The sequence below is a fragment of the Paenibacillus harenae genome, assembly GCF_030812415.1.
GTDB classification, from domain to species: Bacteria; Bacillota; Bacilli; order Paenibacillales; family Paenibacillaceae; genus Pristimantibacillus; species Pristimantibacillus harenae_A.
The window spans coordinates 460,569-486,381 of sequence record NZ_JAUSST010000001.1 but is presented as its reverse complement, the minus strand read 5'-3'; the positions used below and the strand labels follow the sequence as shown (position 1 = coordinate 486,381).

At 52.0% G+C, this 25,813-nt stretch carries 34 protein-coding genes; 23 read left to right on the top strand and 11 right to left on the bottom strand.

What is annotated here, in order from left to right:
• Positions 1–4: 4 nt before the first annotated feature.
• From J2T14_RS02360 to J2T14_RS02335, 6 genes are all read right to left on the bottom strand, one after another.
• A complete protein-coding gene (locus J2T14_RS02360; RefSeq protein WP_307467335.1) occupies positions 5–1,897 on the bottom strand; it encodes a prenyltransferase/squalene oxidase repeat-containing protein in 1,893 nt (630 codons plus the stop codon).
• 153 nt (positions 1,898–2,050) lie between these two features.
• A complete protein-coding gene (locus J2T14_RS02355; protein ID WP_307467332.1) occupies positions 2,051–2,488 on the bottom strand; it encodes a spore germination protein GerPE in 438 nt (145 codons plus the stop codon).
• Positions 2,478–2,693, bottom strand: a complete 216-nt coding sequence (locus tag J2T14_RS02350; RefSeq protein WP_373458092.1) for a hypothetical protein — start codon at positions 2,691–2,693, stop codon at positions 2,478–2,480. The genes J2T14_RS02355 and J2T14_RS02350 overlap by 11 nt, the downstream gene beginning before the upstream one ends.
• Complete coding sequence (gerPC, locus tag J2T14_RS02345; protein ID WP_307201818.1) at positions 2,694–3,362, bottom strand: spore germination protein GerPC; 669 nt, start codon at positions 3,360–3,362, stop codon at positions 2,694–2,696.
• A 39-nt stretch (positions 3,363–3,401) separates the two neighbouring features.
• On the bottom strand, positions 3,402–3,605 hold the full coding sequence (locus J2T14_RS02340; RefSeq protein ID WP_307201817.1) for a spore germination protein GerPB: 204 nt from the start codon (positions 3,603–3,605) through the stop codon (positions 3,402–3,404).
• A complete protein-coding gene (locus J2T14_RS02335; protein WP_307201816.1) occupies positions 3,602–3,841 on the bottom strand; it encodes a spore germination protein in 240 nt (79 codons plus the stop codon). The genes J2T14_RS02340 and J2T14_RS02335 overlap by 4 nt, the downstream gene beginning before the upstream one ends.
• Positions 3,842–4,022: 181 nt before the next feature.
• Between J2T14_RS02335 and J2T14_RS02330 the strand changes: the two genes are divergently transcribed.
• The 11 genes from J2T14_RS02330 (at position 4,023) to mntR (ending at position 12,586) form a co-directional block, all read left to right on the top strand.
• Positions 4,023–4,448 (top strand): Hsp20/alpha crystallin family protein, encoded by a 426-nt coding sequence (locus tag J2T14_RS02330; protein WP_307201815.1) that lies wholly within the window; start codon positions 4,023–4,025, stop codon positions 4,446–4,448.
• A 158-nt stretch (positions 4,449–4,606) separates the two neighbouring features.
• On the top strand, positions 4,607–4,810 hold the full coding sequence (locus J2T14_RS02325) for a hypothetical protein (protein ID WP_307201814.1): 204 nt from the start codon (positions 4,607–4,609) through the stop codon (positions 4,808–4,810).
• Between the two features lie 24 nt (positions 4,811–4,834).
• The gene (locus tag J2T14_RS02320) at positions 4,835–5,059 is read left to right on the top strand and encodes a hypothetical protein (protein ID WP_307201813.1); all 225 of its coding nucleotides are present in this window, start codon (positions 4,835–4,837) and stop codon (positions 5,057–5,059) included.
• A 114-nt stretch (positions 5,060–5,173) separates the two neighbouring features.
• Positions 5,174–5,611: a Fur family transcriptional regulator gene (locus J2T14_RS02315; RefSeq protein ID WP_307201812.1), complete on the top strand. Its 438-nt coding sequence runs from the start codon at positions 5,174–5,176 to the stop codon at positions 5,609–5,611.
• 18 nt (positions 5,612–5,629) lie between these two features.
• Positions 5,630–5,869 carry a membrane protein insertion efficiency factor YidD gene (yidD, locus tag J2T14_RS02310; RefSeq protein WP_373458102.1) on the top strand — a complete coding sequence of 80 codons (240 nt, stop codon included), beginning with the start codon at positions 5,630–5,632 and terminating at the stop codon, positions 5,867–5,869.
• Positions 5,870–6,309: 440 nt separating this feature from the next.
• A complete protein-coding gene (gene metG, locus J2T14_RS02305; RefSeq protein WP_307467329.1) occupies positions 6,310–8,295 on the top strand; it encodes a methionine--tRNA ligase in 1,986 nt (661 codons plus the stop codon).
• A 276-nt stretch (positions 8,296–8,571) separates the two neighbouring features.
• Positions 8,572–9,582 carry a metal ABC transporter solute-binding protein, Zn/Mn family gene (locus J2T14_RS02300; protein ID WP_307467327.1) on the top strand — a complete coding sequence of 337 codons (1,011 nt, stop codon included), beginning with the start codon at positions 8,572–8,574 and terminating at the stop codon, positions 9,580–9,582.
• A gap of 74 nt (positions 9,583–9,656) precedes the next feature.
• On the top strand, positions 9,657–10,481 hold the full coding sequence (locus tag J2T14_RS02295) for a metal ABC transporter ATP-binding protein (protein WP_307201808.1): 825 nt from the start codon (positions 9,657–9,659) through the stop codon (positions 10,479–10,481).
• Positions 10,465–11,274 carry a metal ABC transporter permease gene (locus tag J2T14_RS02290; protein WP_307467325.1) on the top strand — a complete coding sequence of 270 codons (810 nt, stop codon included), beginning with the start codon at positions 10,465–10,467 and terminating at the stop codon, positions 11,272–11,274. The genes J2T14_RS02295 and J2T14_RS02290 overlap by 17 nt, the downstream gene beginning before the upstream one ends.
• Before the next feature lie 22 nt (positions 11,275–11,296).
• Positions 11,297–12,010, top strand: a complete 714-nt coding sequence (locus J2T14_RS02285) for a cytochrome c biogenesis CcdA family protein (protein ID WP_307201806.1) — start codon at positions 11,297–11,299, stop codon at positions 12,008–12,010.
• A 153-nt stretch (positions 12,011–12,163) separates the two neighbouring features.
• The gene (gene mntR / locus J2T14_RS02280; RefSeq protein ID WP_307201805.1) at positions 12,164–12,586 is read left to right on the top strand and encodes a transcriptional regulator MntR; all 423 of its coding nucleotides are present in this window, start codon (positions 12,164–12,166) and stop codon (positions 12,584–12,586) included.
• An 80-nt stretch (positions 12,587–12,666) separates the two neighbouring features.
• Here mntR and J2T14_RS02275 read toward each other — a convergent pair whose 3' ends face one another.
• Complete coding sequence (locus J2T14_RS02275; RefSeq protein ID WP_307467323.1) at positions 12,667–12,990, bottom strand: hypothetical protein; 324 nt, start codon at positions 12,988–12,990, stop codon at positions 12,667–12,669.
• Positions 12,991–13,016: 26 nt separating this feature from the next.
• Entirely contained in the window at positions 13,017–13,949 is a 933-nt protein-coding gene (locus J2T14_RS02270; protein ID WP_307468573.1) for a DUF1385 domain-containing protein, read from the bottom strand.
• 299 nt (positions 13,950–14,248) lie between these two features.
• Here J2T14_RS02270 and J2T14_RS02265 point away from each other — a divergent pair, with 299 nt between their 5' ends.
• The 5 genes from J2T14_RS02265 to J2T14_RS02245 all read left to right on the top strand — a co-directional run bounded on the left by J2T14_RS02265 (position 14,249) and on the right by J2T14_RS02245 (position 18,459).
• Positions 14,249–14,767, top strand: a complete 519-nt coding sequence (locus tag J2T14_RS02265) for a YqhR family membrane protein (RefSeq protein WP_307467320.1) — start codon at positions 14,249–14,251, stop codon at positions 14,765–14,767.
• 174 nt (positions 14,768–14,941) lie between these two features.
• The gene (gene aroQ, locus J2T14_RS02260) at positions 14,942–15,382 is read left to right on the top strand and encodes a type II 3-dehydroquinate dehydratase (protein WP_307467317.1); all 441 of its coding nucleotides are present in this window, start codon (positions 14,942–14,944) and stop codon (positions 15,380–15,382) included.
• A gap of 26 nt (positions 15,383–15,408) precedes the next feature.
• Positions 15,409–16,482, top strand: coding sequence for a M24 family metallopeptidase (locus J2T14_RS02255; protein WP_307467314.1), 1,074 nt, complete (start codon positions 15,409–15,411; stop codon positions 16,480–16,482).
• Positions 16,483–16,509: 27 nt separating this feature from the next.
• On the top strand, positions 16,510–17,067 hold the full coding sequence (gene efp, locus J2T14_RS02250; RefSeq protein WP_307201799.1) for an elongation factor P: 558 nt from the start codon (positions 16,510–16,512) through the stop codon (positions 17,065–17,067).
• Between the two features lie 138 nt (positions 17,068–17,205).
• The gene (locus J2T14_RS02245; RefSeq protein WP_307201798.1) at positions 17,206–18,459 is read left to right on the top strand and encodes an aspartate kinase; all 1,254 of its coding nucleotides are present in this window, start codon (positions 17,206–17,208) and stop codon (positions 18,457–18,459) included.
• 468 nt (positions 18,460–18,927) lie between these two features.
• On the opposite strand, the gene J2T14_RS02240 is transcribed toward J2T14_RS02245, so the two are convergent.
• The 3 genes from J2T14_RS02240 to J2T14_RS02230 form a co-directional block, all read right to left on the bottom strand.
• Positions 18,928–19,383: a DUF441 domain-containing protein gene (locus J2T14_RS02240; protein WP_307201797.1), complete on the bottom strand. Its 456-nt coding sequence runs from the start codon at positions 19,381–19,383 to the stop codon at positions 18,928–18,930.
• A gap of 97 nt (positions 19,384–19,480) precedes the next feature.
• Positions 19,481–20,191: a 2-phosphosulfolactate phosphatase gene (locus tag J2T14_RS02235; RefSeq protein WP_307467312.1), complete on the bottom strand. Its 711-nt coding sequence runs from the start codon at positions 20,189–20,191 to the stop codon at positions 19,481–19,483.
• A 59-nt stretch (positions 20,192–20,250) separates the two neighbouring features.
• The gene (locus J2T14_RS02230) at positions 20,251–21,075 is read right to left on the bottom strand and encodes a phosphosulfolactate synthase (protein ID WP_307467309.1); all 825 of its coding nucleotides are present in this window, start codon (positions 21,073–21,075) and stop codon (positions 20,251–20,253) included.
• Positions 21,076–21,233: 158 nt separating this feature from the next.
• Here J2T14_RS02230 and J2T14_RS02225 point away from each other — a divergent pair, with 158 nt between their 5' ends.
• The 7 genes from J2T14_RS02225 to spoIIIAF all read left to right on the top strand — a co-directional run bounded on the left by J2T14_RS02225 (position 21,234) and on the right by spoIIIAF (position 25,804).
• The gene (locus tag J2T14_RS02225; RefSeq protein ID WP_307201794.1) at positions 21,234–21,500 is read left to right on the top strand and encodes a YqhV family protein; all 267 of its coding nucleotides are present in this window, start codon (positions 21,234–21,236) and stop codon (positions 21,498–21,500) included.
• Between the two features lie 98 nt (positions 21,501–21,598).
• The gene (spoIIIAA, locus tag J2T14_RS02220; RefSeq protein ID WP_307202346.1) at positions 21,599–22,633 is read left to right on the top strand and encodes a stage III sporulation protein AA; all 1,035 of its coding nucleotides are present in this window, start codon (positions 21,599–21,601) and stop codon (positions 22,631–22,633) included.
• Positions 22,630–23,148: a stage III sporulation protein SpoIIIAB gene (spoIIIAB, locus tag J2T14_RS02215; protein ID WP_307201793.1), complete on the top strand. Its 519-nt coding sequence runs from the start codon at positions 22,630–22,632 to the stop codon at positions 23,146–23,148. Before spoIIIAA ends, spoIIIAB begins: the two co-directional genes overlap by 4 nt.
• Positions 23,149–23,163: 15 nt before the next feature.
• Positions 23,164–23,367, top strand: coding sequence for a stage III sporulation protein AC (gene spoIIIAC / locus J2T14_RS02210; protein WP_053376756.1), 204 nt, complete (start codon positions 23,164–23,166; stop codon positions 23,365–23,367).
• Positions 23,368–23,404: 37 nt separating this feature from the next.
• On the top strand, positions 23,405–23,800 hold the full coding sequence (gene spoIIIAD / locus J2T14_RS02205; protein ID WP_307467306.1) for a stage III sporulation protein AD: 396 nt from the start codon (positions 23,405–23,407) through the stop codon (positions 23,798–23,800).
• A 14-nt stretch (positions 23,801–23,814) separates the two neighbouring features.
• The gene (gene spoIIIAE / locus J2T14_RS02200) at positions 23,815–25,053 is read left to right on the top strand and encodes a stage III sporulation protein AE (RefSeq protein ID WP_307468572.1); all 1,239 of its coding nucleotides are present in this window, start codon (positions 23,815–23,817) and stop codon (positions 25,051–25,053) included.
• Positions 25,054–25,072: 19 nt separating this feature from the next.
• Entirely contained in the window at positions 25,073–25,804 is a 732-nt protein-coding gene (gene spoIIIAF, locus J2T14_RS02195; RefSeq protein ID WP_307467303.1) for a stage III sporulation protein AF, read from the top strand.
• Positions 25,805–25,813 lie beyond the last annotated feature (9 nt).

Below are 25,813 nucleotides of genomic sequence, written 5' to 3'. Positions count from 1 at the left end.
TTTGTTAATTGTCGCCGTATTTATTGACGTAGGACGTAAGCGTTAGGAGAGGCCATATATAGTTATTGCTCGCATAATGAACGTAGATGCTGCCCGGCAGGCCTGCTCCTGTCGGGTATGTGTATGTCCAATCGCGCCGATCAAGCGATTGCAGCAATGCCGATATGCCGCGCTCGATTGCCGGCGTTGGCTTCGGCGAGACGGCTATTAATCCGTCGAGCGCCCATGCCGTCTGGGAAGGCGTGCTTGCTCGCAGCGGAACGTAGTGCTTTACTTCGTCGCTTAGACAGGATTCACCCCAGCCGCCGTCCGGATTCTGAATGCCGAGCAGCCAAGCAGTTGCTTTGCGGACAGCAGGATGGTCGTCGGCGACGCCGATAGCCGTTAGTCCTTGAAGGGCAGCGCCGGTGCCATGAATATAAGCGATTCCCCAGCGTCCGTACCAGCTGCCATCCTTCTGCTGCTGCGAAAGCACGTAACGGACCGAGTCCTCAAGCCAGCTTACCGAAGACGTCATTTGAAGCTCTTTGCCTAGAAAATAAAGCGTTCGAGCCGTTAAGTCAACGGTCGACGGATCGACGGCAATGTCCGCCGCGCCTTCGAAGTTCAGGAAGCTTGGCGGGATCGTACTGCCTTGCCGTTCAAAAGCAGGCCAGCCGCCGTCGTCGTTGCGCATCGACAACACCCAGTTAAGCCCCCTCTGCCATGCAGCTTGCGAATCTTCAATATTCAACGCTGGCGCGGAGTCCGATTCCGATACATATGGAAGCAGGGAGCGAAGCGAAGCCGTGCTATCATCAACGTCAGGGTATAACGTGTTGACGTCGGAGAAGCCCCAGCCTCCAGGCGGCGTGTCTGGATTGCGGATCGCCCAGTCGGCCAGCTTTGTTTGTTGTCTCGCCTTCAAATAAGCTGAGGCATTGCGAAGGGCGAAGCTCGAGGGAGGGAGTCCGGCTTCGCGCAGCGCGTAGCTGAGCATCGCCGTATCCCATACTTCCGCGGAAGCGACTTGTATATGGGGGCGATCCCGGCATAGGAGCGAGCGGATGCCTGCCAGCAGCCGGTTTATCAACGGTGAACGATCATCGTAGCCTAGTGCGAGCAACGCCATAATCATAAGCATCGTTGCCGTCGAGAAGGTGAGCAGCGTACCGTTTGGTTCCAGCCGATCCAGCATGAACTGCTCTGCGTTCCTCCATGCTTCATTCGAGTCTTCCGTGAACAAACCGGTATGGGCAACCGTATCGAATAGAACGGATAATGCCGCGAAGATCGCAGGATCGTTTTTGAAAGCCAGATTGCCGTCCAAGAACCAATCGGACAGATCCGGAGCGTTTGGCGCGCGTCTTGCAAAATGTTTGTTCGCCATAATGGCCGTCGGGACGAGATGGACTCTGGCATGACCCGATAAGGAGAATAGATCGAACAAAGGGTTTTCGCCGAACAGGAAGGGCAAAGGCACGCGCAAGGCGTTCGGCCATTCCGCTTGTCCCGATGCGGACAACATGACTTGCGTAAGCAGTGATTTTACTTCAGCCAAGCCTCCGCGGCTGCGAATATATTTCTTGGCATTGACCATCGGGGCATCGATAGGGCTGTAGAAACCGGAGTAGAGCAGCGCATAACAAGCTTCGGCCGTAGCGTCCAGATTGCCGCCTTGCTCGTCGTGATAGAGCTTCCAAGAACCATCCGGCTGCTGCTCGGAAGCAATGCGAATCGCCAAGGAGCGGATGAATGGTTCATCCGAGCGGTTCAGCATCCGCAACAGGATGATCATATAGCTGTCGGTCTTAACACCGTCGTCGAAGCAGAAACGCCAAGCGCCGTCTGGCGATTGCAGCCGCAGCAGCTCGCCTGATAACAGTTCTATCTTCTGCAGAAGCGGGTTCGTATCCATTGTTCGCTTCATCCTTTGCTTAGGTTATTGCCATATGTTTATGCGAGTAACGGTTGACTCATTAAAGTAAACAAGGCATCTCAATAAGGAGATGCCTTAATGTTCTTGTTCCAGGTCTTAAAATACGCCCGAGCGCAAAACGTAAAATATCGTTCAGCAGAAAGCACCGGGAATAGGGCGCGGACGAGGGTATTGCCGAATATGCATAATTCGCGATTCCGAGTTAACTCGCATGCAGTTGCCGCAAAGCAAGCTGGAAGCCGCTCCCGTAGCCGTCACATGAATATAGCCGACGGTAATGAACGGATCGGCGTTCACCCGCTCGATATGGACGCCTTGTCCGTCCGCGTATTCCGGATCGACGAGTTCCGGCAAATCCCGGTCGAAGATGCGATACGATTCGTAGAAAACGTCGCCTGCCGTTGTATGATCTTCTTGGCGCTGCAAGGCAATTGCACGGAGTTTGGCATTCGTCTCGCCGCGATCGCCGAATTGGACAGTACCAGATGAGGAGACGTCGATGAGGCATACGGCTCCGATCCGCGCCGTACGAATCGGGTGCGTATCGTCTGGATATAACTTATTCTGCATTAGCCGGACCTTCTTCCTGTCCCCCTCCCGGGAGGGGGAGCGGGGCCATGGGACCTACGATGACCGATTCCGGCGGCGTATCGAACATCGAGTTCAAGGTAACGTAATCGGTGTCCCCGATTTGGAACATCGAGGCGCTCGACACGCCGAGAATTTCGATCTGACCGACGGTGAGCGCGTGATTGACGACTTTAAATTGAATCATCTAGACTGTACCTCCTGATGGCGGTTGGCCGCTTTGTAGCTGCTTCATGTACGCCAGCATCGCTGCGTCCGCATCTCGAATGGCTTTGGCAAGAACGACTTCGCCTTGATTCTCGTTCGTCCTCGGCGTTTCAACTTCATTACCGCCGCTACTCGTTTGCTGCATATAATAATGGATACGGGTTGGCATTTGCTTCTTAATATCATTAAGAATGATTCTTCGGTGATACGGATCAAGCGGGATGCAAAGATCGCTTTCTATTGCGATGAGTCTCTCGGCCGCATCCGTATCGAGATAACGGTTCATGTTCGTATGAATTTCGTTGTACAACGGGGAGTGCGGCGCAACAGCAGGAGCGGCCGACGGGAACACCTCAGGAGCCGGTACGGAAAGTTGATCGATCGAGCCTGGAAATTGATCGCCGCCGCTTCCGGGCGCGGTCATGCCGATATTGAGCGTACCGTCGAGCTTCTCGACCTTCAATTGGTCGAAATGGTATTCGATGCTGTCGATATGGTAGGCAGGCCTCGACTCTAGCTGCTTGACCTGCTCGCAAAGATCGGCAATCTGCTTCTCCATCCTCTCGATTATCGCTTGCTGGGCGGTTAGCTTATGCATCACGTCATGCGCCCATGCTTGCCAGGGAGACAACGGGCCTTGCTGTTGCATACGATCAACCTCCTGTCGTAACGGTTCATTTCCCTTCGATTAGGACGGATTCGGGAGCGGTACGAAGGATAGCGGATTTTCCGATCCGAGCTGTGGAGCGGGGCTCGTAAAGCCTCCTGTATTGTAAAGTTGGGAAAGCGATCGGATGGAGCCTGCGCTGCCTACCTGCAGGACTGAGCTGTTCGATATAGTGTCGATGCGCATACAATTGATCGTAATATGCTGATGGATCGTCCAGCTCATATGACGTTAACTCCCGAGGCGACCTCGTTGTTCGTATTGTCCTGCACATCCGGATCAAGCGTGTTCGTCGCGCTGACCGCATTGTTGGAATTCGTAAGGCTTCCCGTTAGGAAGGAGCCCGAGCCTGCATACGTTTTGGAGCTGCTGCTGGGCGACACTTGCACGGTATCGCCGAATTGAACGATCGAGCTTGAGCCTACGCTGACGATTTTCACAAAACCTACGACTGCTGGCATAAGGTTCACCCTTTTCTAAGAATCGTTCCTTCTGGCCTGACTGATTCTATATCTTATGCGGCATTCGCCTATACGTTACCCGCCCATTGACTTGGCGTTCGCCCTGAACGGTTCGCCCGGGAGTATCGATAGATGTAGTGGGCGCATATGCTGTAAGTAGTGCTGGGAGGCAGGTGTGCGTATGGCGTCCAAATGGAATGAAATCGAGAAATGGATGGAAGGGCAGCAGCTCCCGAAAGGGTTCGAAATACTCAAGGAGCCGGATTGGGTGGAGCAATATGTAAGGAAGCTGATGACGAAGGCACTCCCAGAAGCTGCAGGCGCGATAACCGGGTCGAAGTCGGCCGCGGTTTCCGAGACGGAGAATTTCGTTGTCGTAAAAATAAATTTACCGAAAGATACGGTCCGGGAGCAGGTAAGGCTGTTCATTCGCGAAGACCGGGTCCGGGTCGAAGGTTTGCCGAAAGGGAGCAAAGAAACAGTCAAGCTGCCGGTGCTCGTTAAGCCTCGAATATGCAAGGCGCAGGTGAAGGACGATGTGCTTCATGTGAAGCTTCGCAAGCGGCCGATCAACCGTTCTTACCATGAATCGTATATCGTCTGGTAGAGTAACGGTCTATGAAGCATTGTGCAAGGGGCGCAACTGCTGACCGGCGCTCCTTGTTTTGTCACGAAATCGACCGGGTTTACGGCTGGATAATGGCTTGCTTATCCTTTATAATGGCTAATGACGTGTATATATTAGTCTATAGAGGAGTGTAACCTGTGTCTTTAGTCGATGTTAGTGACGTATCCGCTTCGTTATTCATATTGGGAATCGTGTTCTTATTGCTTATATTTGGCTTGCTTAGCTTCGGCATTCTGCGGATGTTTCAGCAAAAATTCCGTACAGGTTGGTTCTGCTTCGGCGGCGCTGTCGTTAGTTTCGGCGTATTCATGTACATATTAAACGAATGGTTTGTGCTGTAGCCATCTTCACTGGAGGAATAGTCGTTGTTCTGGACGCTTATGTGGTTTATCGCCAATATCTTGTTCGTTACTTCCGTAGTCGTTTACTTGTTCATGCACCGCGCTTATAAAGAAGCGGTTCTGCAACCGGCTGACCGCGAATTGATCGCAAAGCGCAACGGCAGAAGGCTGCTGTTCGGTATAATCGGCATTGCGATGTTCATGGCCATGGTGATCTGCTTCTTAATAAATATGCGAATGAACGGCTGAAATTCGTCGTTTTGCGCCAATAGATGAACGTTGCAAGCAGAGGCTCTCATTGACGAGAGCTTTTTTTTTCGGCATTATGAAGATAGCAACTTTCTACGAACGGAGGTACAGACATTGCATACGATAGATGAAATTATACAAAGCATGGCTAGTCGAGGTCTCCGTATTACGGATCAGAGGAAGACGCTGGCCAAGCTGTTCGCGGAGTCCCCCGGTTATTTGGCGCCTAAGGAAGTCTATGAATTTATGGGAAAATCATATGCCGGTCTCAGCTTCGATACCGTCTATCGAAATTTGCGCGTCATGGAGGAGCTTGGCGTGCTTGAGCAGGTAATGTTCGAGGAAGGCGTAAAGTTCAAGCTTCACTGCAGAGAGCATGACCATCATCACCACATGATCTGCCTGCAATGCGGGCACACTTATCCGATAACGTATTGCCCGATGGAGCAGACGGCCGTGCCCGATGACTTCCGTGTCGTGAAGCATAAGTTCGAGGTATTCGGCTATTGCAAGGAATGCGTGCAGGAAGAAACGGCCGCAAGCGAGCGATAAATGAGCAACGGACGGATCATGAGAAGAACGCTTCAGGCGCCGATCCACTTCTATCGCAAAGTCATTTCGCCGATGAAGCCGCCGTCGTGCCGCTTCTATCCGACCTGCTCCATGTACGCGCTTGAGGCGATCGAGAAGCATGGCCCCGCCAGAGGAGCTTGGCTCGCTGCCAAGAGAATTGGCCGCTGCCACCCGTTTCACCCGGGAGGCTATGATCCCGTTCCTCCGGTGACTGGCGAGGGCGGAGCGTCTTCTTGACAAGGAAGGCCTTGCTTCGGTATATTTTAACATATAAGAATTTATAAGTTTCACTTACGCTTGGGAATAGAATTATGTATAAGCAATTGAATCCATTCGTCCCATGAACGGATAAGTACAATGGCATTCCTTACGCAGAGAGCCGGTCATCACGGTGCAAGCCGGCAAAGGAATCTATTGGAAGATGGTCCTGGAGGACCCGCCTTCGAGCAGCAGCATAGTCCCTATGCTGGGTAAGATCGCGGCGCATCGCCGGCGTTAAGGGCAAGCCGTCATTAGCAGACGGCACACGAAGCGTTCATGAACGCGGCAAAGAAGCTGCGGCAATCGTGAACGGAATTTGGGTGGTACCGCGTGAGTTCATACTCTCGTCCCATGTTGGACGGGAGTTTTTTGCGTTCACATCGAGTTATAGAACAATATGGGAGGTCGAATGATCCATGTCCAAGAAAGAACCTTTTTACATTACGACGCCGATTTATTATCCGAGCGATAAGCTGCATATCGGCCACGCTTACTCAACGGTTGCGGGCGATGCGATGGCAAGGTATAAGAGGCTGCGCGGCTATGATGTCTGGTATTTGACGGGAACGGACGAGCACGGTCAGAAGATCGAGCGCAAGGCGCAAGAGAAGGGCAAGACGCCGCAGCAATTCGTGGATGACATCGTCGTCGGCATTAAGGAGCTGTGGAAGAAGCTCGATATTACGAATGACGACTTTATTCGGACGACGGAAGAGCGCCACAAGCAAGTCGTTGCTCAAATTTTCGACCGTTTCTTGAAGCAGGACGATATATACAAGAGCACTTACGAGGGCTGGTACTGTACGTCGTGCGAATCGTTTTTTCTGGAGCGCCAGCTTGAAGAGGGCAGATGTCCGGATTGCGGCAAAGAGGTGGAATGGGTGACGGAGGAAAGCTACTTCTTCCGGATGAGCAAATATGCCGATCGACTGCTGCAATATTACGAAGAGCACCCGGACTTCATCCAACCGGAATCGCGCAAGAACGAGATGATCAACAACTTCATCAAGCCGGGTCTTGAAGACCTTGCCGTCTCGCGTACGACTTTCGATTGGGGCATTAAAGTACCGGGAGATCCGAAGCATGTTATTTATGTATGGATCGATGCGTTGTCCAACTATATTACGGCGCTAGGCTACAACACGGACAATGACGAGAAGTTCCGCAAGCATTGGCCGGCAAGCGTTCATCTAATGAGCAAGGAAATCGTTCGTTTCCATACGATTTATTGGCCGATTATGTTGATGGCGCTTGATTTGCCGTTGCCGAAGAAAGTGTTCGCGCATGGCTGGCTGCTAATGAAGGATGGCAAAATGTCGAAATCCAAGGGCAATGTTGTCGATCCTGTCGTTCTCATCGATCGATACGGTCTTGACGCGCTGCGCTATTACTTGCTGCGTGAAGTGCCATTCGGAGCAGACGGCGCGTTCACGCCGGAAAACTTCATAGAACGAATTAACTTCGACCTCGCGAACGATCTCGGCAACTTGCTGAACCGTACAGTCGCGATGATTGACAAATATTTTGACGGCGTTATTCCAACAACGAATCTTGTGCCTACGGCATTCGACGAGTCTCTTGAGAAGCTGGCTAACGAAACCGTCTCCCAAGTGGAAGCGGCTATGGAAGGCATGGAGTTCTCGGTTGCGTTGACGGCAATCTGGCAATTCGTCAGTCGAACGAACAAATATATCGATGAGACGCAGCCATGGGCGCTGGCAAAGGACGAAGCGAAAGTCGGCGAGCTTGGTTCGGTGATGAACCATCTGGCCGAGTCGCTCCGTATCATCTCGATCGTGCTGCAGCCGTTCCTGACGAACGCGCCGCGCGAAATGTGGCGCCAGCTGGGCCTTGCGGATGGTGAATTGACGTCGTGGGAAAGCGCGAAGCGGTTCGGCGTAATCGCCGAAGGCGCTCGCGTAACGAAGGGAACGCCGCTATTTCCGCGTCTCGAGATGGCGGACGAAGCCGCTTATATTGCGGGAACGATGGGCGGAGGCATCAAGCCGGCGGAACCGTCCGCATTGTCGGATTCGTCTGCAAAGGCAGAGAAATCGGAGCCTGCTGCTGATTCCAAGGAAGAAATCGCCATCGACGACTTTGCGAAGGTGGAGCTGCGCGTTGCTCAAGTCATTGCGGCTGAGCCGGTAGCGAAAGCCGATAAGCTGCTCAAGCTGCAGCTCGACCTCGGGTACGAGCAGCGTCAAGTTGTGTCGGGCATTGCGAAGTTCTACACGCCGGAGCAGATGGTCGGCCGCAAAGTCATATGCGTGACGAACTTGAAGCCGGTCAAGCTGCGCGGCGAAATGTCGCAAGGCATGATACTCGCTGCCTCGCACGGCGACCAATTGACGCTGGCAACGGTACCAGACGATATGCCGAACGGCGCTATCGTTAAGTAAAATGCCGCAAGACTAATACGAAGAGGCTGATTCCCAACGATTTGCGAAGGGGTCGGCCTCTTTGCCGTGTCATTATAAATACGTTCAAATGGGTCAATACAAGAAGGAAAGAAAGCTTACCGTTAGGATCTGGTTACATATTTATCATTGACAGCCCATCGCTGCCGTCGTATAATACAAAACGTAATCATAACGATTACGATTAAGATTGAGGGAGTTTGCAAGAGTAAGACAGCTGGCTATCATCATAGGTTGAAGAAATGGAGTGTTACTAAGATGAGATCGAAAACTACAGGAATACGATATTTAGCAATAAGCATGGTTGCGACAATCGCATTGTTGACCGCGGCTTGCGGCAATCAATCGAACAATACAAATACGGGCGGCAATGCGGAGCAAGACGGCAAGCTAAGCGTCGTTACGAGCTTCTATCCGCTATACTTCTTGGCGAAGGAGATCGGCGGCGAGCATGTGAGCGTTGTTAACCTTGTAGCCGCGGGCGTCGAACCGCATGACTGGACGCCAAAGAGCCGAGATCTGAGCACTGCCTCGAATGCGAATCTTTTCCTTTATCATGGCGCAGGTCTAGAAGGCTGGGTCGAAGATTTCCAGAAAGGGTTGTCCAAGGATAGCGGGGTAGCGGTGAAGGAAATGAGCGAGGGCATCGCCTTGATTCATGCGGAAGAAGCCGAGCAAGAGCATGAAGGCGAAGAGGTGCACGAGGGCGAAGAGGAACACGAAGGAGAAGAGGGTCATGACCATGAAGGCATGGACCCTCATACATGGGTAAGCCCGAAATCCGCTCTTGTATTGGCGGAAAATATAAAAAACAGTTTAGTTGAAGCAGACGAGAGTCATAAAGCCGATTACGAGCAAAACTTCGCAGCGCTTCAAGATAAGCTCGTAGCGATTGATGAAGAGTATACGTCCGAGCTCGCAGGCGCGAGCAAGAAGGATATCGTCGTATCCCACCAAGCTTTCGGTTATTTGGCAAGAGATTACGGCTTGAATCAGGTAGCGATTATGGGATTAAGCCCGGAAGCCGAGCCGCGCGCGCAAGACCTGCTGGAGATAACAAAGTTCGTGGAAGAAAACGATGTGAGCGTCATTTTCTTCGAGGAGCTCGTATCCGATAGCTTAGCTAAGACGCTTGCCGATGAGGCGGACGTCGAGACGCTTGTTCTTAATCCAATGGAAGGTTTGACGTCCGATCAGGAGAAGGCGGGCGAGTCATACTTGACCCTTATGGAACGAAACTTGCAAAATCTGATGCAAGCATTACAATAAAGTGAAACGATAGGAAGGCAAAACGGGCTAATATCGCTGATATAGCCCCTTATTGCTGTTTAAGGAGATAGAGAATGTTGCAATCAAAAACAATAACAAGCGAAACTCCGAATTGCCATCAGGAAGTAATATCGCTCGATGGAGTATCGTTCTCGTACCAACAGCAGCCGGTCATTACGAACGTAAGCTTCGGCGTGAAGGAACGGGATTTTATCGGCCTGATCGGAACGAATGGCGCAGGCAAAACGACGCTGCTGCGCATGATCGTCGGTTTATTGAGGCCGACTCAGGGACAGATCCGCCTCTTCGGAGAGCCGGTCGAGAAGTTCAAGCACTGGGAGAGAATCGGCTATGTGCCCCAGAAGAACTCGCTTAATCCGTTATTTCCGGCGGTCGTAAGAGAAGTGGTGCTATCTGGGCTGTACGGGCGAAATAAGTTGTTCAAGAAAGTAACGAAAGAAGATCATCAGAAGTGCGACGATGCGCTTCATGCGATGGGAATCGAGGACTTAAGCGAGAAGCGGATCGGACTGCTCTCGGGCGGTCAGCAGCAGCGCGTATTTCTCGCAAGGGCGCTGATCAACAATCCGTCCTTGCTCATCTTGGATGAACCGACTGTCGGAATTGATACGGAGACGCAGGAAAGCTTCTTTCATATGATCAAGCACATGCATCAGCATCATAGCATGACGTTTCTTATGGTTTCGCATGACATGGATATGATTCGTTCGTACCTCGGCCAACAGCCGGCCTCGGAGAGCGGCAAGCTGAAGTTTTATATTAGACATTCGCATGAGACGCAGGATTGCGTGGAGAACAATTTGGCACATAGCCTAAAAGGGCTTAGGGAGCAATTGGAGAGCGGGAAAGAGGTTGTTCGGATTGGAGATCGTAACTAGCGAGTTTTTTCAGAGAGCTCTTATCGGGGGCTTGTTAATTGGCGTCACCGCGCCGCTAATGGGTATTTTTCTTGTGCTGCGCAGACTGTCGATGATCGGAGATACGCTGTCGCATGTATCGATTGCCGGGGTTGCGCTGGGTTTTCTCATCGGCGTATACCCGATAGCGGTTGGTCTTGTATTCGCCATAGCCGCATCGTTCGGGATCGAGAAGCTGCGCAAAGCGTATAAGACGTACGCCGAGCTGTCGCTTGCAATAATGATGTCCGGCGGCGTCGCGTTGGCTTCGCTGTTATTCACGCTGGGCAAAGGATTTAATATGAATGTTAACAGCTATTTGTTCGGCAGCATCTATACGCTGAGCAGCGGCGATTTATATTTGATTGGCGCAGTTACGCTTGTCGTTCTGATCGCGATCCGCTCGCAAGTGAAGGAGCTGTTCCTTATTACGTTCGATGAGGACGCTGCAGCGGTAAGCGGGTTGCCCGTCCGTTTTTATAATGTTATGATTAGCGTGCTTACCGCTCTAGTCATTAGCGTATCTATCAAGATTGTCGGCGCTTTGCTCGTATCGGCGCTGCTAACGATACCTGCCGCCTGCAGTCTTATTATTGCGAGAAGCTTCAAGCAAAGCGTCATATCCGTCGTCATTATCGGCGAGATTGCCGTCGTAGCGGGATTGCTCGTTGCAGGGGTATGGAATCTTGCGCCGGGCGGAACGATTGTTTTGCTGCTTATCGTTATTTTGCTGCTGCTGCTCGTCTTTAAGCGGGGCATGAAAATGGGCAGCTGATTTGAGATTGAGGTGAATAAGTTTGACCGATGTTAATATTTGGCTGGCGTTCAGCGCCGGCATCGCTTCGTTTGTGTCGCCTTGCTGCTTGCCCTTATATCCGTCTTATTTATCGTACATTACCGGGATTTCGGTATCCGATCTAAAAGAAAACGACCATACGAAGAAGCAGCGGATGCACATGATGTCGCATACGTTTTTCTTCATATTGGGCTTCTGTACGGTGTATTACGCTTTAGGCTACTCGACGAACCTATTCGCGGAATTTTTCAGCGAGTATCGCCAGCTTATCCGTCAATTGTCGGCGATCCTTATTATTCTGATGGGTTTGTTCTTGATCGGTCTCTTCCAGCCGAAGCTGTTGCTCAAAGACACGAGGAAGAGCCTTATTCCTCGTAAATCGAACTATATCAGCTCGTTCGTCTTCGGCATCGGTTTCTCGGCAGGTTGGTCGCCATGCGTAGGTCCTGTGTTGACCGCGATTCTTGGCCTGGCGGCTTCGTCGCCGGATACCTGGTTCCAGCTAACGACGGCTTACGCGCTCGGCTTCGCGATTCCGTTCTTCGTGCTGGCGTTTTTCCTTGGCACGGCAAGATGGATACTGAAGTATTCTTCGCTTGTCATGAAGATCGGCGGCGGCGTCATGCTGCTCATGGGCGTTCTGCTCTTCACGGATCAAATGACGCAAATTACGATTTGGCTTAACTCCATAACGCCGGAGTGGCTGAAATTTTAAGTGAAATATTCGTTTTGGCCCCCGTCGAACCGGGACTGGAAAGATAATGGGCCGGAATCCGGACAGGTTGCAGTGTCGGGCTCGAACAGTGTATGATACATAGAGTAACGCCGAGGAAACAAGGTGAAGATGCAGGGTTAGGGGGGTCTTTGAGTGCCGACGCCGAGCATGGAAGACTACTTAGAGAGGATCTATAAGCTCATCGACGAAAAAGGGTATGCGCGTGTTTCGGATATTGCGGAAGGCTTAGAGGTACATCCGTCCTCGGTCACAAAGATGATACAGAAGCTCGACAAAGACAATTATTTGATCTATGAGAAGTATCGTGGTCTTGTCCTTACGAATAAAGGCAAAAAAATGGGCAAACGTTTGGTCGACCGTCATCAATTGCTCGAAGATTTCCTGACGACGATTGGCGTTCAGGATGAAAATATTTATCGCGACGTAGAAGGAATCGAGCATCATCTTAGCTGGGATTCCATTACATGCATTGAGACGTTGGTTGAATATTTCCGCCGTGACAGCCTGAGGCTGGAGGAGCTTCGCTCTCTTCGCTCCGAACTGGATAGCGAGTAGTACATAGCGAACAAGAAGAAGGGGATTGCAGCCTGGCGGCGCAATCCCCTTCTTCTTGTTATTTTCGGAACATGGTTCGTTTAGTGGTACTTCGGCATATCATTGTCGTCTTTACCGCCTTCGATGACCCGGAAGGGCGCTGTCTTCGAGCGCGGCCGGGTCGTCTTGGGCTTACCAGCCGAGGATGAACGTCCTTGCTTGACTCGCGCTTGACCCGGGCCCGTGCGACGATATCCTTGCAGGAAGGACGGCGGATATTTGTAAAGGAGGAAGATAGCGCCGAGTATGACGACGGGAAGAATGAACCCAAGCGGGTTCGTCGTTATGCTGAACCAGACTCCGATCACGATCAGAATCAATATCGCGATTGACCATCCATTCCATTTTCCCTGTGATCTGCTCATCGCTATTCCTCTTTTCTCATTAGAAATTAGGCCTTCGTCATTTGTTGTTCCAGCTCGCGCATCCGGTTGAAGGAAGCGATCGATACAGCAACTTGTTCGTCTTTCGGTTCTTTGGTCGTCAGCAGCTGCAGCCATAGCCCCGGATAGCCAAGGTAGCGGAGCACCGGAATGTCTCTCAGCGCATTCGTCCATTTCAGCACCTCATAGGAGATGCCAAGCACGACAGGCAACAGCAGAATGCGAATGTAGACGCGTTCCCAGATCGAATCCCACGTGAAGATCGGGAGCGAGTATACAACAACGCCGACAATAACGGTAAATACGATAAAACTTGAGCCGCAGCGGTAATGAAGGCGACTGTACTTCTGCACATTGCGAATCGTTAGATCCTCACCGGCTTCATATGCGCTGATCACTTTATGTTCGGCGCCATGATACTGGAAGAGCCGCTTTATAAGCGGTGTCATCGAAATAAAGTACAGATAGGCGAGAAGCAATATGATTTTAATAAGTCCTTCTACTAAATTATGACCGACTTTGCTCTCGAATACCCCTGAGAACAGCAATTCTTCCAGTAAGGCCGGAGTAACCGTAAATATAAGCTTGCCGAAAATGAAGGATAAGACGCCAGCAACGGCTACGCCGACAAGCATGCTGATGCTCCAGCCTCCGGACTTCTTTTCTTCCTTGCTTTCACTTGCATCGATCGTCTGAGTCTGCGCGTCGGCTTTGTCATCTTTGCCGTCACTCGTCTCGTCCTCCGCATAAGCTTCCATGGAAAAGTTAAGATGCTGCGATCCTTTGGCGCTTGATTCAATAATGCCGACTACGCCGCGCAATAAAGGAATTTTTTTCAGGCGCTGTACCCAAGGCTTCGAGATGGAAGGCACCTCGTAAAATACGATCTCATCGTTTTTGCGCCGTACGGCCGTTACGTTAACGTGTTTGCCTGCAAACATTACGCCTTCGATAACAGCTTGTCCGCCATAAGCGCGTCTAATATCCTGCGGCAAGAGCTTGTCACCATCCCCAAAGTAAGATTTCGTCATCAATCATGCATAGACGAATCTGTCTATCGTTTTTATAAGTCTATTGTACTTGATCTATAAATGAATTGCCAACGTCATCATCATCCAGCGAAAGGATGTAAAGCGCATGCCAATACAATTGTAAACATGCGAGGATGAATTGCGACAGCGGCGATTGTCACATAATAAAGGAGTCAAATGGAAATCAATTAGAGAGGCGGGAACTTCCAATGTCAACGTTGTCAACGAACAAACGCAGCAGCCATCAGGGCTATTCGGATCATCATACGAATCCGTGGACTTACCCGATGATGATTGGGTTTTTCGCCGGTATCATATGGGGGGGCGTGAGGTGGCTGTTCTATCAAATGAAATTTACGACAATCCTTCCGGGTTTTGTAGGCGATCCGTTTTTTAAGCAATCCTTTTTGAAAACGGGATGGGGCCAGCTGGCCGGAATCGGCTGTTATATCGTCTTTTCCATTATTGCCGCTCTTTTGTATAAGCTTGTGCTCGGCAAGCTGCGAGGTCCTTGGCCCGGGATCTTATACGGTATAGTTTGGTGGGCGATCATCTTCTTGTTGCTCGGTCCGTTGCTGGGAATGACGACGGCGGTCACGAGGGCAGGCTGGAATACGTTGTTCACGGAAATTTGCGTTTTCCTCTTATGGGGGCTATTTATCGGGTATTCGATCGCTTTTGAATTCACGGACGAGGCTTCGCGCGAGCCGATTCCGGCACCGTCATGAGTTATCCCTTCTCAAGCGGCGGGCATTTGTGGTAAAATGTGAAAGCCGTTTACGCTTGTGAATGAAAGCAGTATCAGCCTAAACTCTAATACGATGCTCGAACTTCCCGGCGTGACGACAGCTTCGCCTGTATTTGCAGGCAAATAGCCGTGTGTACGTAAGGGAGGATAATTCATGGGCAAGATACTCGTTCTAAACGGTCCGAACCTGAATATGCTGGGCATTCGAGAGCCTGGCGTTTACGGCACGGAGACTTTGTCCTACATCGAATCGCTTATGAAGGAGAAGGGCGAAGCACTTGGCTTCGAGATCGACTTCTTCCAAACGAATCATGAGGGCGAGATGATTGACCGGATACATAGCGCTTACGGCATCGCTAGCGGAATCGTCATTAACCCCGGCGCTTGGACGCATTACAGCTATGCGTTGCGAGACGCGCTTGGCTCGGTAAGCTTGCCTATCGTTGAAGTGCATCTGTCCAACATTCACAAGAGAGAAGCGTTCCGTCATGTCTCGGTTATTGCTCCGATAGCCGTCGGACAGATTGCGGGTTTCGGCGCGCATAGCTATGAGCTGGGCTTGGATGCATTGGTTCGGCATTTGCAAAGTAAGTGACGAATGAATGAAAGGAAGTGTAGCTTATGTCTAACGTAAGAGTAGACCGTCTGCGCAAGCTGCTGGAGGAATCAGGTTACGAAGCCATCTTGATCGGGAGCGACGTTAATCGCCGCTATATTAGCGGGTTTACCGGCTCCTCGGGCATGGTGCTTATTACGCAGGACGAGCGCTATTTGCTAACCGATTTCCGTTATCGGACGCAAGCCCCGGAACAAGCGGTCGACTTCAAAATCGTGGAGCATGGCGCGAATCCGATTGACGATGTGCGCGAATTGTTGGCGCAACACGGCATTAAGCAGCTAGCATTTGAACAGGATCATGTCGTATACAGCCAATACTCGGCATGGACCGAGGCTTTGCCTGGCATTACGCTTCAGCCTTCCGGCGCGCTCGTGGAGAAGCTTCGGATGATTAAGGACGACGCTGAGCTTAAGGTGATGCAAGAGGCTGCAGATCTGGCCGACAAGACGTTCAGTTATATTCTGAACATCATCAAGCCGGGAATGAGAGAATCGGATATTGCGCTTGAGATGGAAGTGTTCATGCGCAGTCACGGCGCAACCTCTTCCTCCTTCGACACGATTGTGGCATCGGGTGAACGTTCCGCGCTCCCTCATGGCGTTGCGAGCGACCGTCTTGTCGGACAAGACGAATTTGTGAAGCTTGATTTCGGCGCTTATTACCAAGGCTACTGCTCCGATCTTACCCGGACGGTAGTGGTCGGCACGCCGACCGAGAAGCACCGTGAAATATATTCCATCGTGCTGGAAGCGCAGCTTCATGCGCTTGAGTGTATTAAGCCGGGCATTAGCGGCCGCGAGGCGGATGCGCTTGCTCGCGACGTCATTGCGAAGTACGGCTACGGCGATCTATTCGGACATGGCACAGGCCATGGCCTCGGCATGGAAATTCATGAATCGCCTAGATTGTCGAAGCTCAGCGAAACGATTTTAACCCCCGGCATGACTGTTACGGTAGAGCCTGGCATATACATTCCCGGCTTCGGCGGGGTTCGTATCGAGGATGATATCGTGATTACGGAAACCGGTATTAAAATATTAACCTCATCTCCGAAAGAGCTCATTATTTTGGGATAGGGACTATTCATTCAGGAGGTATATTCAGTGATTTCAGTAAACGATTTTAAAACAGGCTTGACCGTACAGGTTGACAACGACATCTTCTCCGTGCTTGATTTCCAGCACGTTAAACCGGGCAAAGGCGCGGCTTTCGTCCGCTCCAAATTGCGCAATCTCCGCAACGGCAACGTTGTTGAGAAAACGTTCCGCGCCGGTGAAACCATCGGACGCGCGATCATCGAGAACCGCGAAGTGCAATATTTGTACAATTCGGGTTCCGAATACACGTTCATGGACAACGAAACTTACGACCAATTCAACCTCGACAAGAAACAGCTTGAATGGGAGCTTAACTTCTTGAAAGAGAACATGAACGTTAACATCTCCAGCTACCAAGGCGAAATCCTCGGTATCCAGATGCAAACGAGCGTTGAACTGAAAGTAACGGAAACAGAGCCAGGCGTGAAAGGCAACACGGCTCAGGGCGCAACGAAAAACGCTACGCTTGAGACTGGCCTTACCGTTCAAGTTCCTTTGTTCATCAACGAAGGCGACGTACTTCTGATCGACACGCGCGAAGGCAAATACATTTCCCGCGCTTAGTCATCTTGCAATTGAGGGAAAACCGTCCGGTGCATGCATTCGGACGGTTTTTTTTGCGGGCGAATATACCCATAAGCATGCGAATTGTGTTATAATATTGTCTTGTATGTATATGTCAAGGTTGGGAGTGAATCAGCTTTGTCGTTGATAGTGATGAAGTTTGGCGGCAGCTCTGTCGGTACGCCGGAGAGAATGCAGCGTGTTGCAAAGCGTATAATTGAAAGGCAGCAGGATGGCAACCGGATCGTGGTCGTCGTCTCTGCCATGGGTGATACAACGGACGATTTGATCGATCAGTCGAAGGAGCTTAATCCGAATCCGCCGGCGCGCGAGATGGATATGCTGCTTACAGTCGGTGAGCAAATATCGATCGCGTTGCTATCGATGACGATTCATCAGCTAGGCCATAAGGCGCTGTCGTTCACGGGCTGGCAAGCCGGCATCCGCACGGAAGCGGTGCACGGCAAGGCGAAGATGACCGATATTCAGCCGGATCGGCTGTTCAAAGCGTTGGAGGAAGGCAATGTAGCCATCGTTGCCGGTTTTCAAGGGATGAGCGAGGAAGGCGAGATCACAACGCTTGGCCGCGGCGGTTCGGATACGACGGCCGTAGCGCTCGCAGCAGCAATCAAAGCGGACGTATGCGAGATTTATACCGACGTAGACGGTATTTATTCAACCGATCCGCGCGTCGTGAAGAATGCCCGCAAGCTGAATGAGATTTCCTATGACGAGATGCTGGAGCTTGCCCATCTTGGAGCGGCAGTGTTGCATCCGCGGGCAGTGGAATATGCGAAGCATAATAATGTGAAGCTGGTCGTTCGTTCCAGCTTTACCCAAAACGAAGGTACGAGCGTAAAGGAGGAAGCGGTCATGGAGCAAGGCGTGGTCGTTCGCGGCATCGCGTTTGACAAAAATGTAGCTAGAATCAGCATTATCGGCGTTGAGGATATTCCGGGCGTGCTTGCAGGCGTGTTCGGAGCGTTGGCCGACAACGGCATCGACGTTGACATTATCGTTCAAAGCGGCGTGCAGGACGGCAAAGCCGACTTCTCCTTCACCGTATCGGGCGACGACAAGGACAAGGCGATCAGCGTGATCGAGAGCATTCGCTCGTCCGTTACTTATCGCGAAGCAAGCTCCGAGGACGATCTGGTCAAAGTGTCGATCGTCGGCGCGGGCATGGTCAGCAACCCGGGCGTAGCCGCGAAAATGTTCGCGGCGATCTCCAATCTCGGCGTAAGCATCAAAATGGTAAGCACATCCGAAATCAAGTGCTCCTGCGTTATCGCAGCCGGGCCGCTTAACGAAGTCGTGCGCGCGCTTCACACCGCTTACGGCCTAGACACGGCTGAGCAAGTTTTCGTAGGCGGCCCGCAAGACCGCCGCTAACCCGCCATCATAACCAAGCCCGCTCAGACAACAGCCGAGCGGGCTTTTTTTTTCTTCTATATTCCTACACCGCGACTCCAAACCACGTGTTCACTGTATAATCACATTGCTCAACGGCCCCAAACTAACCAAGCTGTGACCCGTGTAAGACCGGATATGCTTAAACGAAAATCCAACCGTTACATTCACGTCCAACACCCGCTGTAAGAGCATAGATGAACTAACAGATTAAGAGTAAACAAACTCTGATCCGTGTAAGAACACCTACGTACTTACAGGAAAAGCCTTGGAATGTAAGCGTGTCCCGCAGGGACGAAAGCGTTCCAAGCTCGAAGGTGGCTTAAAAGCGCCTGTGCAGCATAATCGTTCAACGGAGCGGGAGCCCTTGGGGCCCTCCCTTGGAAGGGAGGGTTTGGGTGGGTTCGAATAGCCATTAAAGGTTTGGTAGAAGCCTTTGAAGGTTGGTTGCTACCCCCCCATGAGCTTAAACAGCTTGTACAAGATAGCCGTAATGCCGGCGGCCATCAACGGCCCGACAGGGATGCCGCGCATGAATACGATGCCGACGATCGAGCCGAGAACGAGTCCGACTATGATCTGCGGGTCGACCTTCAGAAGTTCGAGACCTTTGCCGTTAATATAGGTAGCGGCAGCTCCGCCAAGCAAGGCAAGCCAGCCTGGCCAGGAGCTTAGCGCCGCTAACAATTCTTTCGATTGAATACGCCCCGACGCGAAAGGAACGAGAACGCTGAACGTCAGAAATAACAAGCCAAGCTCCAATCCTCGCCTCTCGATCGCCGGCAGAAAACGTTCCAAATGAACGAGTTTAACAGCCAGCAGAAGGCAAGCTGCGGTTGCGATGATCGGAGATCGGCCAACTAATCCAATTATAATCAAGCCTACTAATATAATTTCACCGACCATCCGTAACGACTCCTCATATAAAGATTGCCCCTCAAGCCCTCAATGGACGACCTGCGAACAATTCATTATATGGACAGCCTTAACTCAATATGTCTCTCTAACCTCTAGTAAGAAAATCGCCATTCAATCTCGGAACCGTCTGATACACATCGATTGCCGCGCAAGCTTCGACATCCTTCTTGAAGCCTAGCTTGCATAGCCGCTTGCCCGACATGCCGCTCAACAAAGTTTCCTTTATTAAATTTGCCCGGTTGCGGTATAACGCCAGCATTGCGATGCCGAAATCGTCCGTCTCGATAGGCGCTCCTCCAAGCTCAATCAGCTTGTTTAACACTAGTCCGGCACATAAACCATCCTCGATCGCGAACTCGTCATGGCTTCCCGCGCATAACAAGACGATGTCGCGACGCAGATCGAGCGCAGCCTTCGCGCAAGCTTCCGCATTCAGCAAGGAGGCGGTAAGCACATAGTCCGCTCTCATCGATTTGTGAATCGCTCTCGTGCCGTTCGTGGTCGTCAATATAACCCGTTTCCCGGCAACATTTTGCTCGTTATATTCATCCGGCGAGTTGCCAAGGTCAAATCCGGCTATTTTGCGGCAAAATCTTTCGCCGCCCAGCAAGTCGCCCGGCCGATGCAGCGCGCGCGCCTCCATGACGGTTTCCGCAGGCAGGACGCAGGAAGCGCCTGCCTCAATAGCGGAAATAATCGTACTCGTGGCACGCAGAACATCAATAATGATTGCCGTTTTGTGGTGGAACTTGGCCGTGCTGGCTTCATTAACGCTTGAAATGACTTGCACTTGCATCGTATCGTCTCCGCCTCTCCTTCGGTTAAACCCGTGATCTCCGGATCATAGCCAAAGCACTAAATCATATAAAAAAACGTATTCGACACCCCGAACTCAAACGTGTCGGAGCGCAAACCCCTCCTCATAGCTTCGAGCGCCAAAACATCCGTTGGAGCGATATTGCCTAAATGTACTTCGGCACCGAAATAACGAAGCAGATGTACTTGTTGCTGCTTCTGCGGTGCTTCCCAGATCAGCCGCTTATGCTCTTTCACCCGGCTAATGACTTCTTCCAGCATGCTGTCCCTGCATTTTCCCGATGCATCGAATAAGCCGACATCGACGCCGGATTCCCTTGCTTCGACCGTTACAAGCATTGCGCCCGCATCCCAGTCGCATTCCGCGGTGAATGCAAGCTCCTCCGGATCAATTAGCGAACCAGCCTCTTTTTTGCCGTATTCCGTAATGACATGCAATCCTCTCGAAATGCCTTCTTTAATGAGGGCGGTCCTTCGCTTGCGGTCAAGCTCGATCGTTCCGTCCGATACTTCAATGCCGTTGAAGCCCATCTGGCACACGGTATCCATGAAAGAAGCGATTTCCTGCTGCGCAACAGCTGCCTCCAGAAGCGTGCCGCCCGGCATAATAATAAGTCCCTGCTCTTTGGCGAGCGCCAGCTTCTGCTTAAGCAGTTCAGGCGTGTAGAGCACGGATGTGCCGAAACCCAGCTTGACAATGTCGATATGAGGACCGGCAAGCTGTACGAAATCGGCGAACTGGTGCAAACCCATCCCTTTGTCGATTACCATCGTTTGTCCGTATCGATTCATTCGGCTAGCTGCGCGTTTGCCGCTAGGGTCTTGCAAAAGTCGATTCCAGCCCGTGGCTGATGCAATTATCATGACGATCGTCTCCTCGCCCGCTCTTTACTTTGGGACAGTATTATGATTCAACGGTTTACTATATGCCGAAATCGTTAGGCATGTGCCCTGCATGAAATGCAGACAAGCAAGCATAAGCATAGGTAATAGCATTACTACGGAAAGGAGGCCGATATCGCATGTTGAACAAAATCGTATTGTCGATGGCGTCGCTACGGTTAATGTCCGGTACGATCGAGATTTGCGCCGCGCTGCTCATGCTGAAGCTGAATCAGATCGACAAGTCGCTTATCATAAATTCATCGCTCGCTTTTGTCGGGCCGGTCGTCTTGCTCGCTACGACGACAATCGGACTGGTCGGCATGGCAGACAAGCTCTCGCCTGCTAAGTTCACCTGGGTTGCGATAGGGATCATTTGTCTAATGGTCGGTATTCTAAAAAAATAATAGATTGCGATTCTAGCAATCGCTTGAATGAGTCATATTTTCACCTTAAGTGCATACAAATGGAACTACGAGAGGACAAACATCCGGGAGTGATGAGCATGCTGGCACGAGTCATCCATTTGCTGCCCCTTGAACTAAAGTCGTTGCTAGAGCGTCTCCCCACTGGGGCTAAGGAGCAGCTAGAAGAGATACGCATCAGAGAGGGACGTCCGCTGGAGGTCGGATTTCGCGGCCAATCCCGCTTTGTGGCAAGCGACGGATCGCTTCGGCAAGCTGCGGACGATACGTACAAGCCGAGTGCCGATCTATGCCGAAAGCTGCTTGAGAGAATTACGAATTATTCGTTATACGCAATGGAAGAAGAGTTGCGCAGAGGCTTTATTACCGTAACGGGCGGCCATCGGATCGGACTGGCTGGCAGAACGATACTCGATGGCGGGTCGGTAAGGGGAATACGGGATATCGGAGCATTCAACATCCGTATCGCAAGAGAAGTAGTCGGAGCATCGGTGCATTTGCTCCCGAAGCTGGTGGACCGCTCCCGCAAGACGCTTCATTCGACGCTCATCCTGGCGCCGCCTCAGCAAGGCAAGACGACACTAGTCCGCGACATTGCCAGATCCGTCAGCTACGGCTATTGGCAGCAGGCGGATGCGGACGGCTGGCAAGGCCGGAAAGTAGGCATCGTAGACGAACGCTCGGAGATCGCAGCTTGCATGAGGGGCATTCCGACATTCGACATCGGGCCTCGAACCGATGTGATGGACGCTTGTCCGAAGGCGGAAGGGATGATGATGCTGCTCCGGTCGATGTCGCCGGAAGTCATTATCGCCGACGAGATCGGACGCCCGGAAGACGGCGAAGCGATCCGGGAAGCAAGCCATGCGGGCGTCAGCGTCGTAGCAACCGCGCATGCTTACGATCTGCAGGATGCGCGGGGAAGGCCGGTGCTCCAGAAGCTGCTGGACGAAGGGACTTTCGCCTACGTCGTAGAGCTGAAGCGAACGGCCGAGGGTATTATGCACCGCGTTGTAGCCTCAAGCGGCCTGCGGCATGACGCACGGGAGCCTGCCGTCGCCTTCTCCAGAAGGGAATCCGGACTAAGCGGCCGGTTCAGAGCTGGTGATCCGTGATTAAGCTGCTCGGAGCGGTTCTCATCTTATTCGCGGGCACGATGATTGGATTTCAGCAAGCCGCGAGATTCGCGGAGCGTCCGAGACAGCTCCGGCAGCTCGCTCACGCGCTGCAACGGCTAGAGACGGAGATCGGTTACGGTCATACGCCTCTTCCGGAGGCGCTCGAGAGAACGGCTGAAGCTTCGCCTTCGCCGCTATCCGAGTTGTTCCGCGCGGCAGCGAGCGGCGTCTGGCAAAGCGATGAAATCTCGTTCCGCGAAAGCTGGGAGCACGCCGTTCATCGGCAATGGCCGCACACCTCGATGCGAGCAGGCGAACAAGCTGTCATGCTGCGGCTGGGCTCGACGCTCGGCATTAGCGACAAGGAGGATCAGATGAAGCATTTGCGGCTAGCTTTAATACAATTGAAGGCGGAAGAGGATGCAGCCAAAGACGATCAAGGGCGCTACGAGAAAATGTGGAAAAGCCTTGGCGTGTTGATCGCCGTGCTGGTCGTCATATTGATGGTGTAATGGGGTGCCGTACGGATGAACATGGATGTGAGCGCGATTTTCCAAATTGCCGGCATCGGGATCGTAATCGCAATGATCCATTCGGTTCTGAAGCAAATGGGAAAGGAAGATATGGCGCATTGGGTAACGGTCATCGGGTTTGTTGTCGTCTTATTCATGGTCGTAAGGCTGCTGAACGAACTCTTTCAAGAGATTAAGACGATATTTCTGTTCCAGTAGACGTCTGCAGCTATACGCAATCAAGTAGGTGAACGCAGTGGAAATCATTCAAGTCGTCGGCCTCGGCCTGATGTCGACCGTCCTTATTCTTGTCGTTCGGGAGCAGAAGCCGATGTTCGCCTTCCTGCTTGCGGCATTTACGGGACTGTTCATCTTCCTGTATCTGATCGGCAAGATCGACATCGTCATCACGGTGCTTGAGGATCTGGCCAATCGGTCGGGCATACCGTCCATTTACCTGAAGACGATATTGAAAATTATCGGAATCGCGTATATTGCCGAGTTCGGTGCGCAGATCGTTAGGGATGCAGGCCAGGAAAGCATCGCCTCAAAAATAGAATTCGCCGGCAAAGTGTTCATACTCGTCATGGCCGTACCGATCATCAGCGTCATCGTCGAGACCGTCATCGGCCTGCTGCCGGCAGGGAGCTGATGCCAATGCTGACAATGTCCGGCACCTTGGATCGGGCCAAGCTTCTGCTCGCCATCATGGCGGCAGTGCTGTTATTCTCTTTCGTGCCAACAGCATCGGGAGAAGACGATATCAATGCCGAAGAGCCTGCCGCAGCGGGGACGAGCCAGTCCGAGCAGCTGGCGAACGAACTGGCCGCCGAACAGATCGGCGGATTGGATACGGACGCGGTTGAGACCTATTGGAACAAACTGCGCAGCGAATACGGTGGTTATTTTCCCGATCAGCGCGTGCCGAGCTTCATGGAGATGATCATGCCGGGCGGCGGGGGCCTTAAACTGACGGAGGTTATTAAAGGCATCATGCGGTACTTCCTCCATGAAGTGATCTATAACGGCAGGCTGCTTGTTACAATTGTGCTGTTGACGGTATTCAGCATGGTGCTGGAGACGCTGCAGAACGCTTTCGAACGAAACGCCGTTAGCAAAGTCGCCTACTCGATTACGTACATGGTGATGATCATTATCGCCGTCAACAGCTTCCATGTGGCGATCGGTTACGCGAGGGAAGCGATCGAGAGCATGATTCAATTCATGCTTGCGATGGTGCCGCTGCTGCTGACCCTGCTTGCTTCGATGGGCAACATCGTTTCGGTATCGGTGCTCCATCCGCTCGTTATTTTCATGATTCATGTGGTCGGCACTCTCATCTACACGGTTGTTTTCCCGCTATTGTTCTTCTCGGCGGTGCTGCATATTACGAGCGCCTTAACCGACAAGTTCAAAGTAACGCAGCTTGCGAACTTGCTTCGCAACGTAAGCGTAGGCGTGCTCGGAGCGCTGCTCACCATTTTCCTTGGCGTCATCTCCGTGCAAGGCGCTACCGGGGCGGTTACGGACGGCGTCACGCTGAAAACGGCCAAGTTCGTAGCCGGCAACTTCGTGCCCGTCGTCGGCCCGATGTTTTCAGGCGCAGCGGATACAGTCATATCGGCTTCTATGCTGGCGAAGAACGCAATCGGGTTGGCGGGCGTTATTATTCTGTTATTTCTAAGCTCGTTCCCGGCGATCAAAATATTGACGCTTGCGCTAATCTACAGTCTCTCGGGAGCGATCATGCAGCCGCTTGGCGATTCGCCTATCGTTACCTGTCTGCAGACGATCGGGAAAACGATGATCTACGTGTTCGCGGCGCTTGCCGCCGTAAGCCTTATGTTTTTCCTGGCGGTTACCATTATCTTGACTGCCGGCAACGCCGCGCTCATGGTCAGGTAGGAAGGGACGGGTAGGCTGCATGGTAGCATGGCTTAGCGATTGGCTCAGGGACATCATAGCGATCATTTTAATTGCCGTATTCGTAGAATTGCTGCTGCCGAACAAAGCGATGCTCCGTTACGTGCGGCTCGTGGTCGGACTGTTTATTTTGCTTACGATAATGTCTCCGATCCTGAAGGTGCTTCAGACCGACCTGAATACGATGCTGGATGACGGCCTTTCCTCATGGACGCAATCGGCAGCCGAACAAAGCCTAAACATGCAGGGGCTTAGCGAAATTCAGCAAAACGCGCAGCGATTGACCGAGAAACGCGAGCAAGAGGCGGCCAAACTAACGGAAATAACGTTGGAAGATACGATTCGAAACGAGTTGACTAAACGGCTGAAAGCGCCGATAGAGGAAGTCGACGCGGAGCTGAGCTGGGTGTCGGAATCGGGCGTTCGTACGCCGCGACTGGACAAAGTAACGATCTCATTACGAGCTTTAAATAAAGAAGAAGACGTGAAAACGGATGGACAGGATTCGAACTCGGTCAAGGAGGTGCAGGCGGTTGCGATAGACATCAATATAGAGAGCGATATAGCTGCAAGCGGTGAGAAGGATGACAGCACGACACCCGCTGAGGATACTGCGGAAGAAGAAGGTTGGACGGTTGCTTCTCCTGCAGACGAACAAGCGATACGCAGCTTACTGGCGGAAGGCTGGGGAATTGCAGCGAAAGACATTATCGTAAGACAGCAAGTAAATTAGTGTTATGGT

Bases quoted from the DNA above. Each gene is read 5' to 3' on its own strand.
- J2T14_RS02360 (WP_307467335.1), bottom strand. From the start codon at position 1,897: ATGGATACGAACCCGCTTCTGCAGAAGATAGAACTGTTATCAGGCGAG.
- J2T14_RS02355 (WP_307467332.1), bottom strand. From the start codon at position 2,488: ATGCAGAATAAGTTATATCCAGACGATACGCACCCGATTCGTACGGCG.
- J2T14_RS02350 (WP_373458092.1), bottom strand. From the start codon at position 2,693: ATGATTCAATTTAAAGTCGTCAATCACGCGCTCACCGTCGGTCAGATC.
- gerPC (WP_307201818.1), bottom strand. From the start codon at position 3,362: ATGCAACAGCAAGGCCCGTTGTCTCCCTGGCAAGCATGGGCGCATGAC.
- J2T14_RS02340 (WP_307201817.1), bottom strand. From the start codon at position 3,605: ATGAGCTGGACGATCCATCAGCATATTACGATCAATTGTATGCGCATC.
- J2T14_RS02335 (WP_307201816.1), bottom strand. From the start codon at position 3,841: ATGCCAGCAGTCGTAGGTTTTGTGAAAATCGTCAGCGTAGGCTCAAGC.
- J2T14_RS02330 (WP_307201815.1), top strand. From the start codon at position 4,023: ATGGCGTCCAAATGGAATGAAATCGAGAAATGGATGGAAGGGCAGCAG.
- yidD (WP_373458102.1), top strand. From the start codon at position 5,630: ATGAGAAGAACGCTTCAGGCGCCGATCCACTTCTATCGCAAAGTCATT.
- metG (WP_307467329.1), top strand. From the start codon at position 6,310: ATGTCCAAGAAAGAACCTTTTTACATTACGACGCCGATTTATTATCCG.
- J2T14_RS02300 (WP_307467327.1), top strand. From the start codon at position 8,572: ATGAGATCGAAAACTACAGGAATACGATATTTAGCAATAAGCATGGTT.
- J2T14_RS02295 (WP_307201808.1), top strand. From the start codon at position 9,657: ATGTTGCAATCAAAAACAATAACAAGCGAAACTCCGAATTGCCATCAG.
- J2T14_RS02275 (WP_307467323.1), bottom strand. From the start codon at position 12,990: ATGAGCAGATCACAGGGAAAATGGAATGGATGGTCAATCGCGATATTG.
- J2T14_RS02270 (WP_307468573.1), bottom strand. From the start codon at position 13,949: ATGTTTGCAGGCAAACACGTTAACGTAACGGCCGTACGGCGCAAAAAC.
- J2T14_RS02265 (WP_307467320.1), top strand. From the start codon at position 14,249: ATGTCAACGTTGTCAACGAACAAACGCAGCAGCCATCAGGGCTATTCG.
- aroQ (WP_307467317.1), top strand. From the start codon at position 14,942: ATGGGCAAGATACTCGTTCTAAACGGTCCGAACCTGAATATGCTGGGC.
- J2T14_RS02255 (WP_307467314.1), top strand. From the start codon at position 15,409: ATGTCTAACGTAAGAGTAGACCGTCTGCGCAAGCTGCTGGAGGAATCA.
- J2T14_RS02240 (WP_307201797.1), bottom strand. From the start codon at position 19,383: ATGGTCGGTGAAATTATATTAGTAGGCTTGATTATAATTGGATTAGTT.
- J2T14_RS02235 (WP_307467312.1), bottom strand. From the start codon at position 20,191: ATGCAAGTGCAAGTCATTTCAAGCGTTAATGAAGCCAGCACGGCCAAG.
- J2T14_RS02230 (WP_307467309.1), bottom strand. From the start codon at position 21,075: ATGATAATTGCATCAGCCACGGGCTGGAATCGACTTTTGCAAGACCCT.
- J2T14_RS02225 (WP_307201794.1), top strand. From the start codon at position 21,234: ATGTTGAACAAAATCGTATTGTCGATGGCGTCGCTACGGTTAATGTCC.
- spoIIIAA (WP_307202346.1), top strand. From the start codon at position 21,599: ATGCTGGCACGAGTCATCCATTTGCTGCCCCTTGAACTAAAGTCGTTG.
- spoIIIAC (WP_053376756.1), top strand. From the start codon at position 23,164: ATGAACATGGATGTGAGCGCGATTTTCCAAATTGCCGGCATCGGGATC.
- spoIIIAE (WP_307468572.1), top strand. From the start codon at position 23,815: ATGTCCGGCACCTTGGATCGGGCCAAGCTTCTGCTCGCCATCATGGCG.
- spoIIIAF (WP_307467303.1), top strand. From the start codon at position 25,073: ATGGTAGCATGGCTTAGCGATTGGCTCAGGGACATCATAGCGATCATT.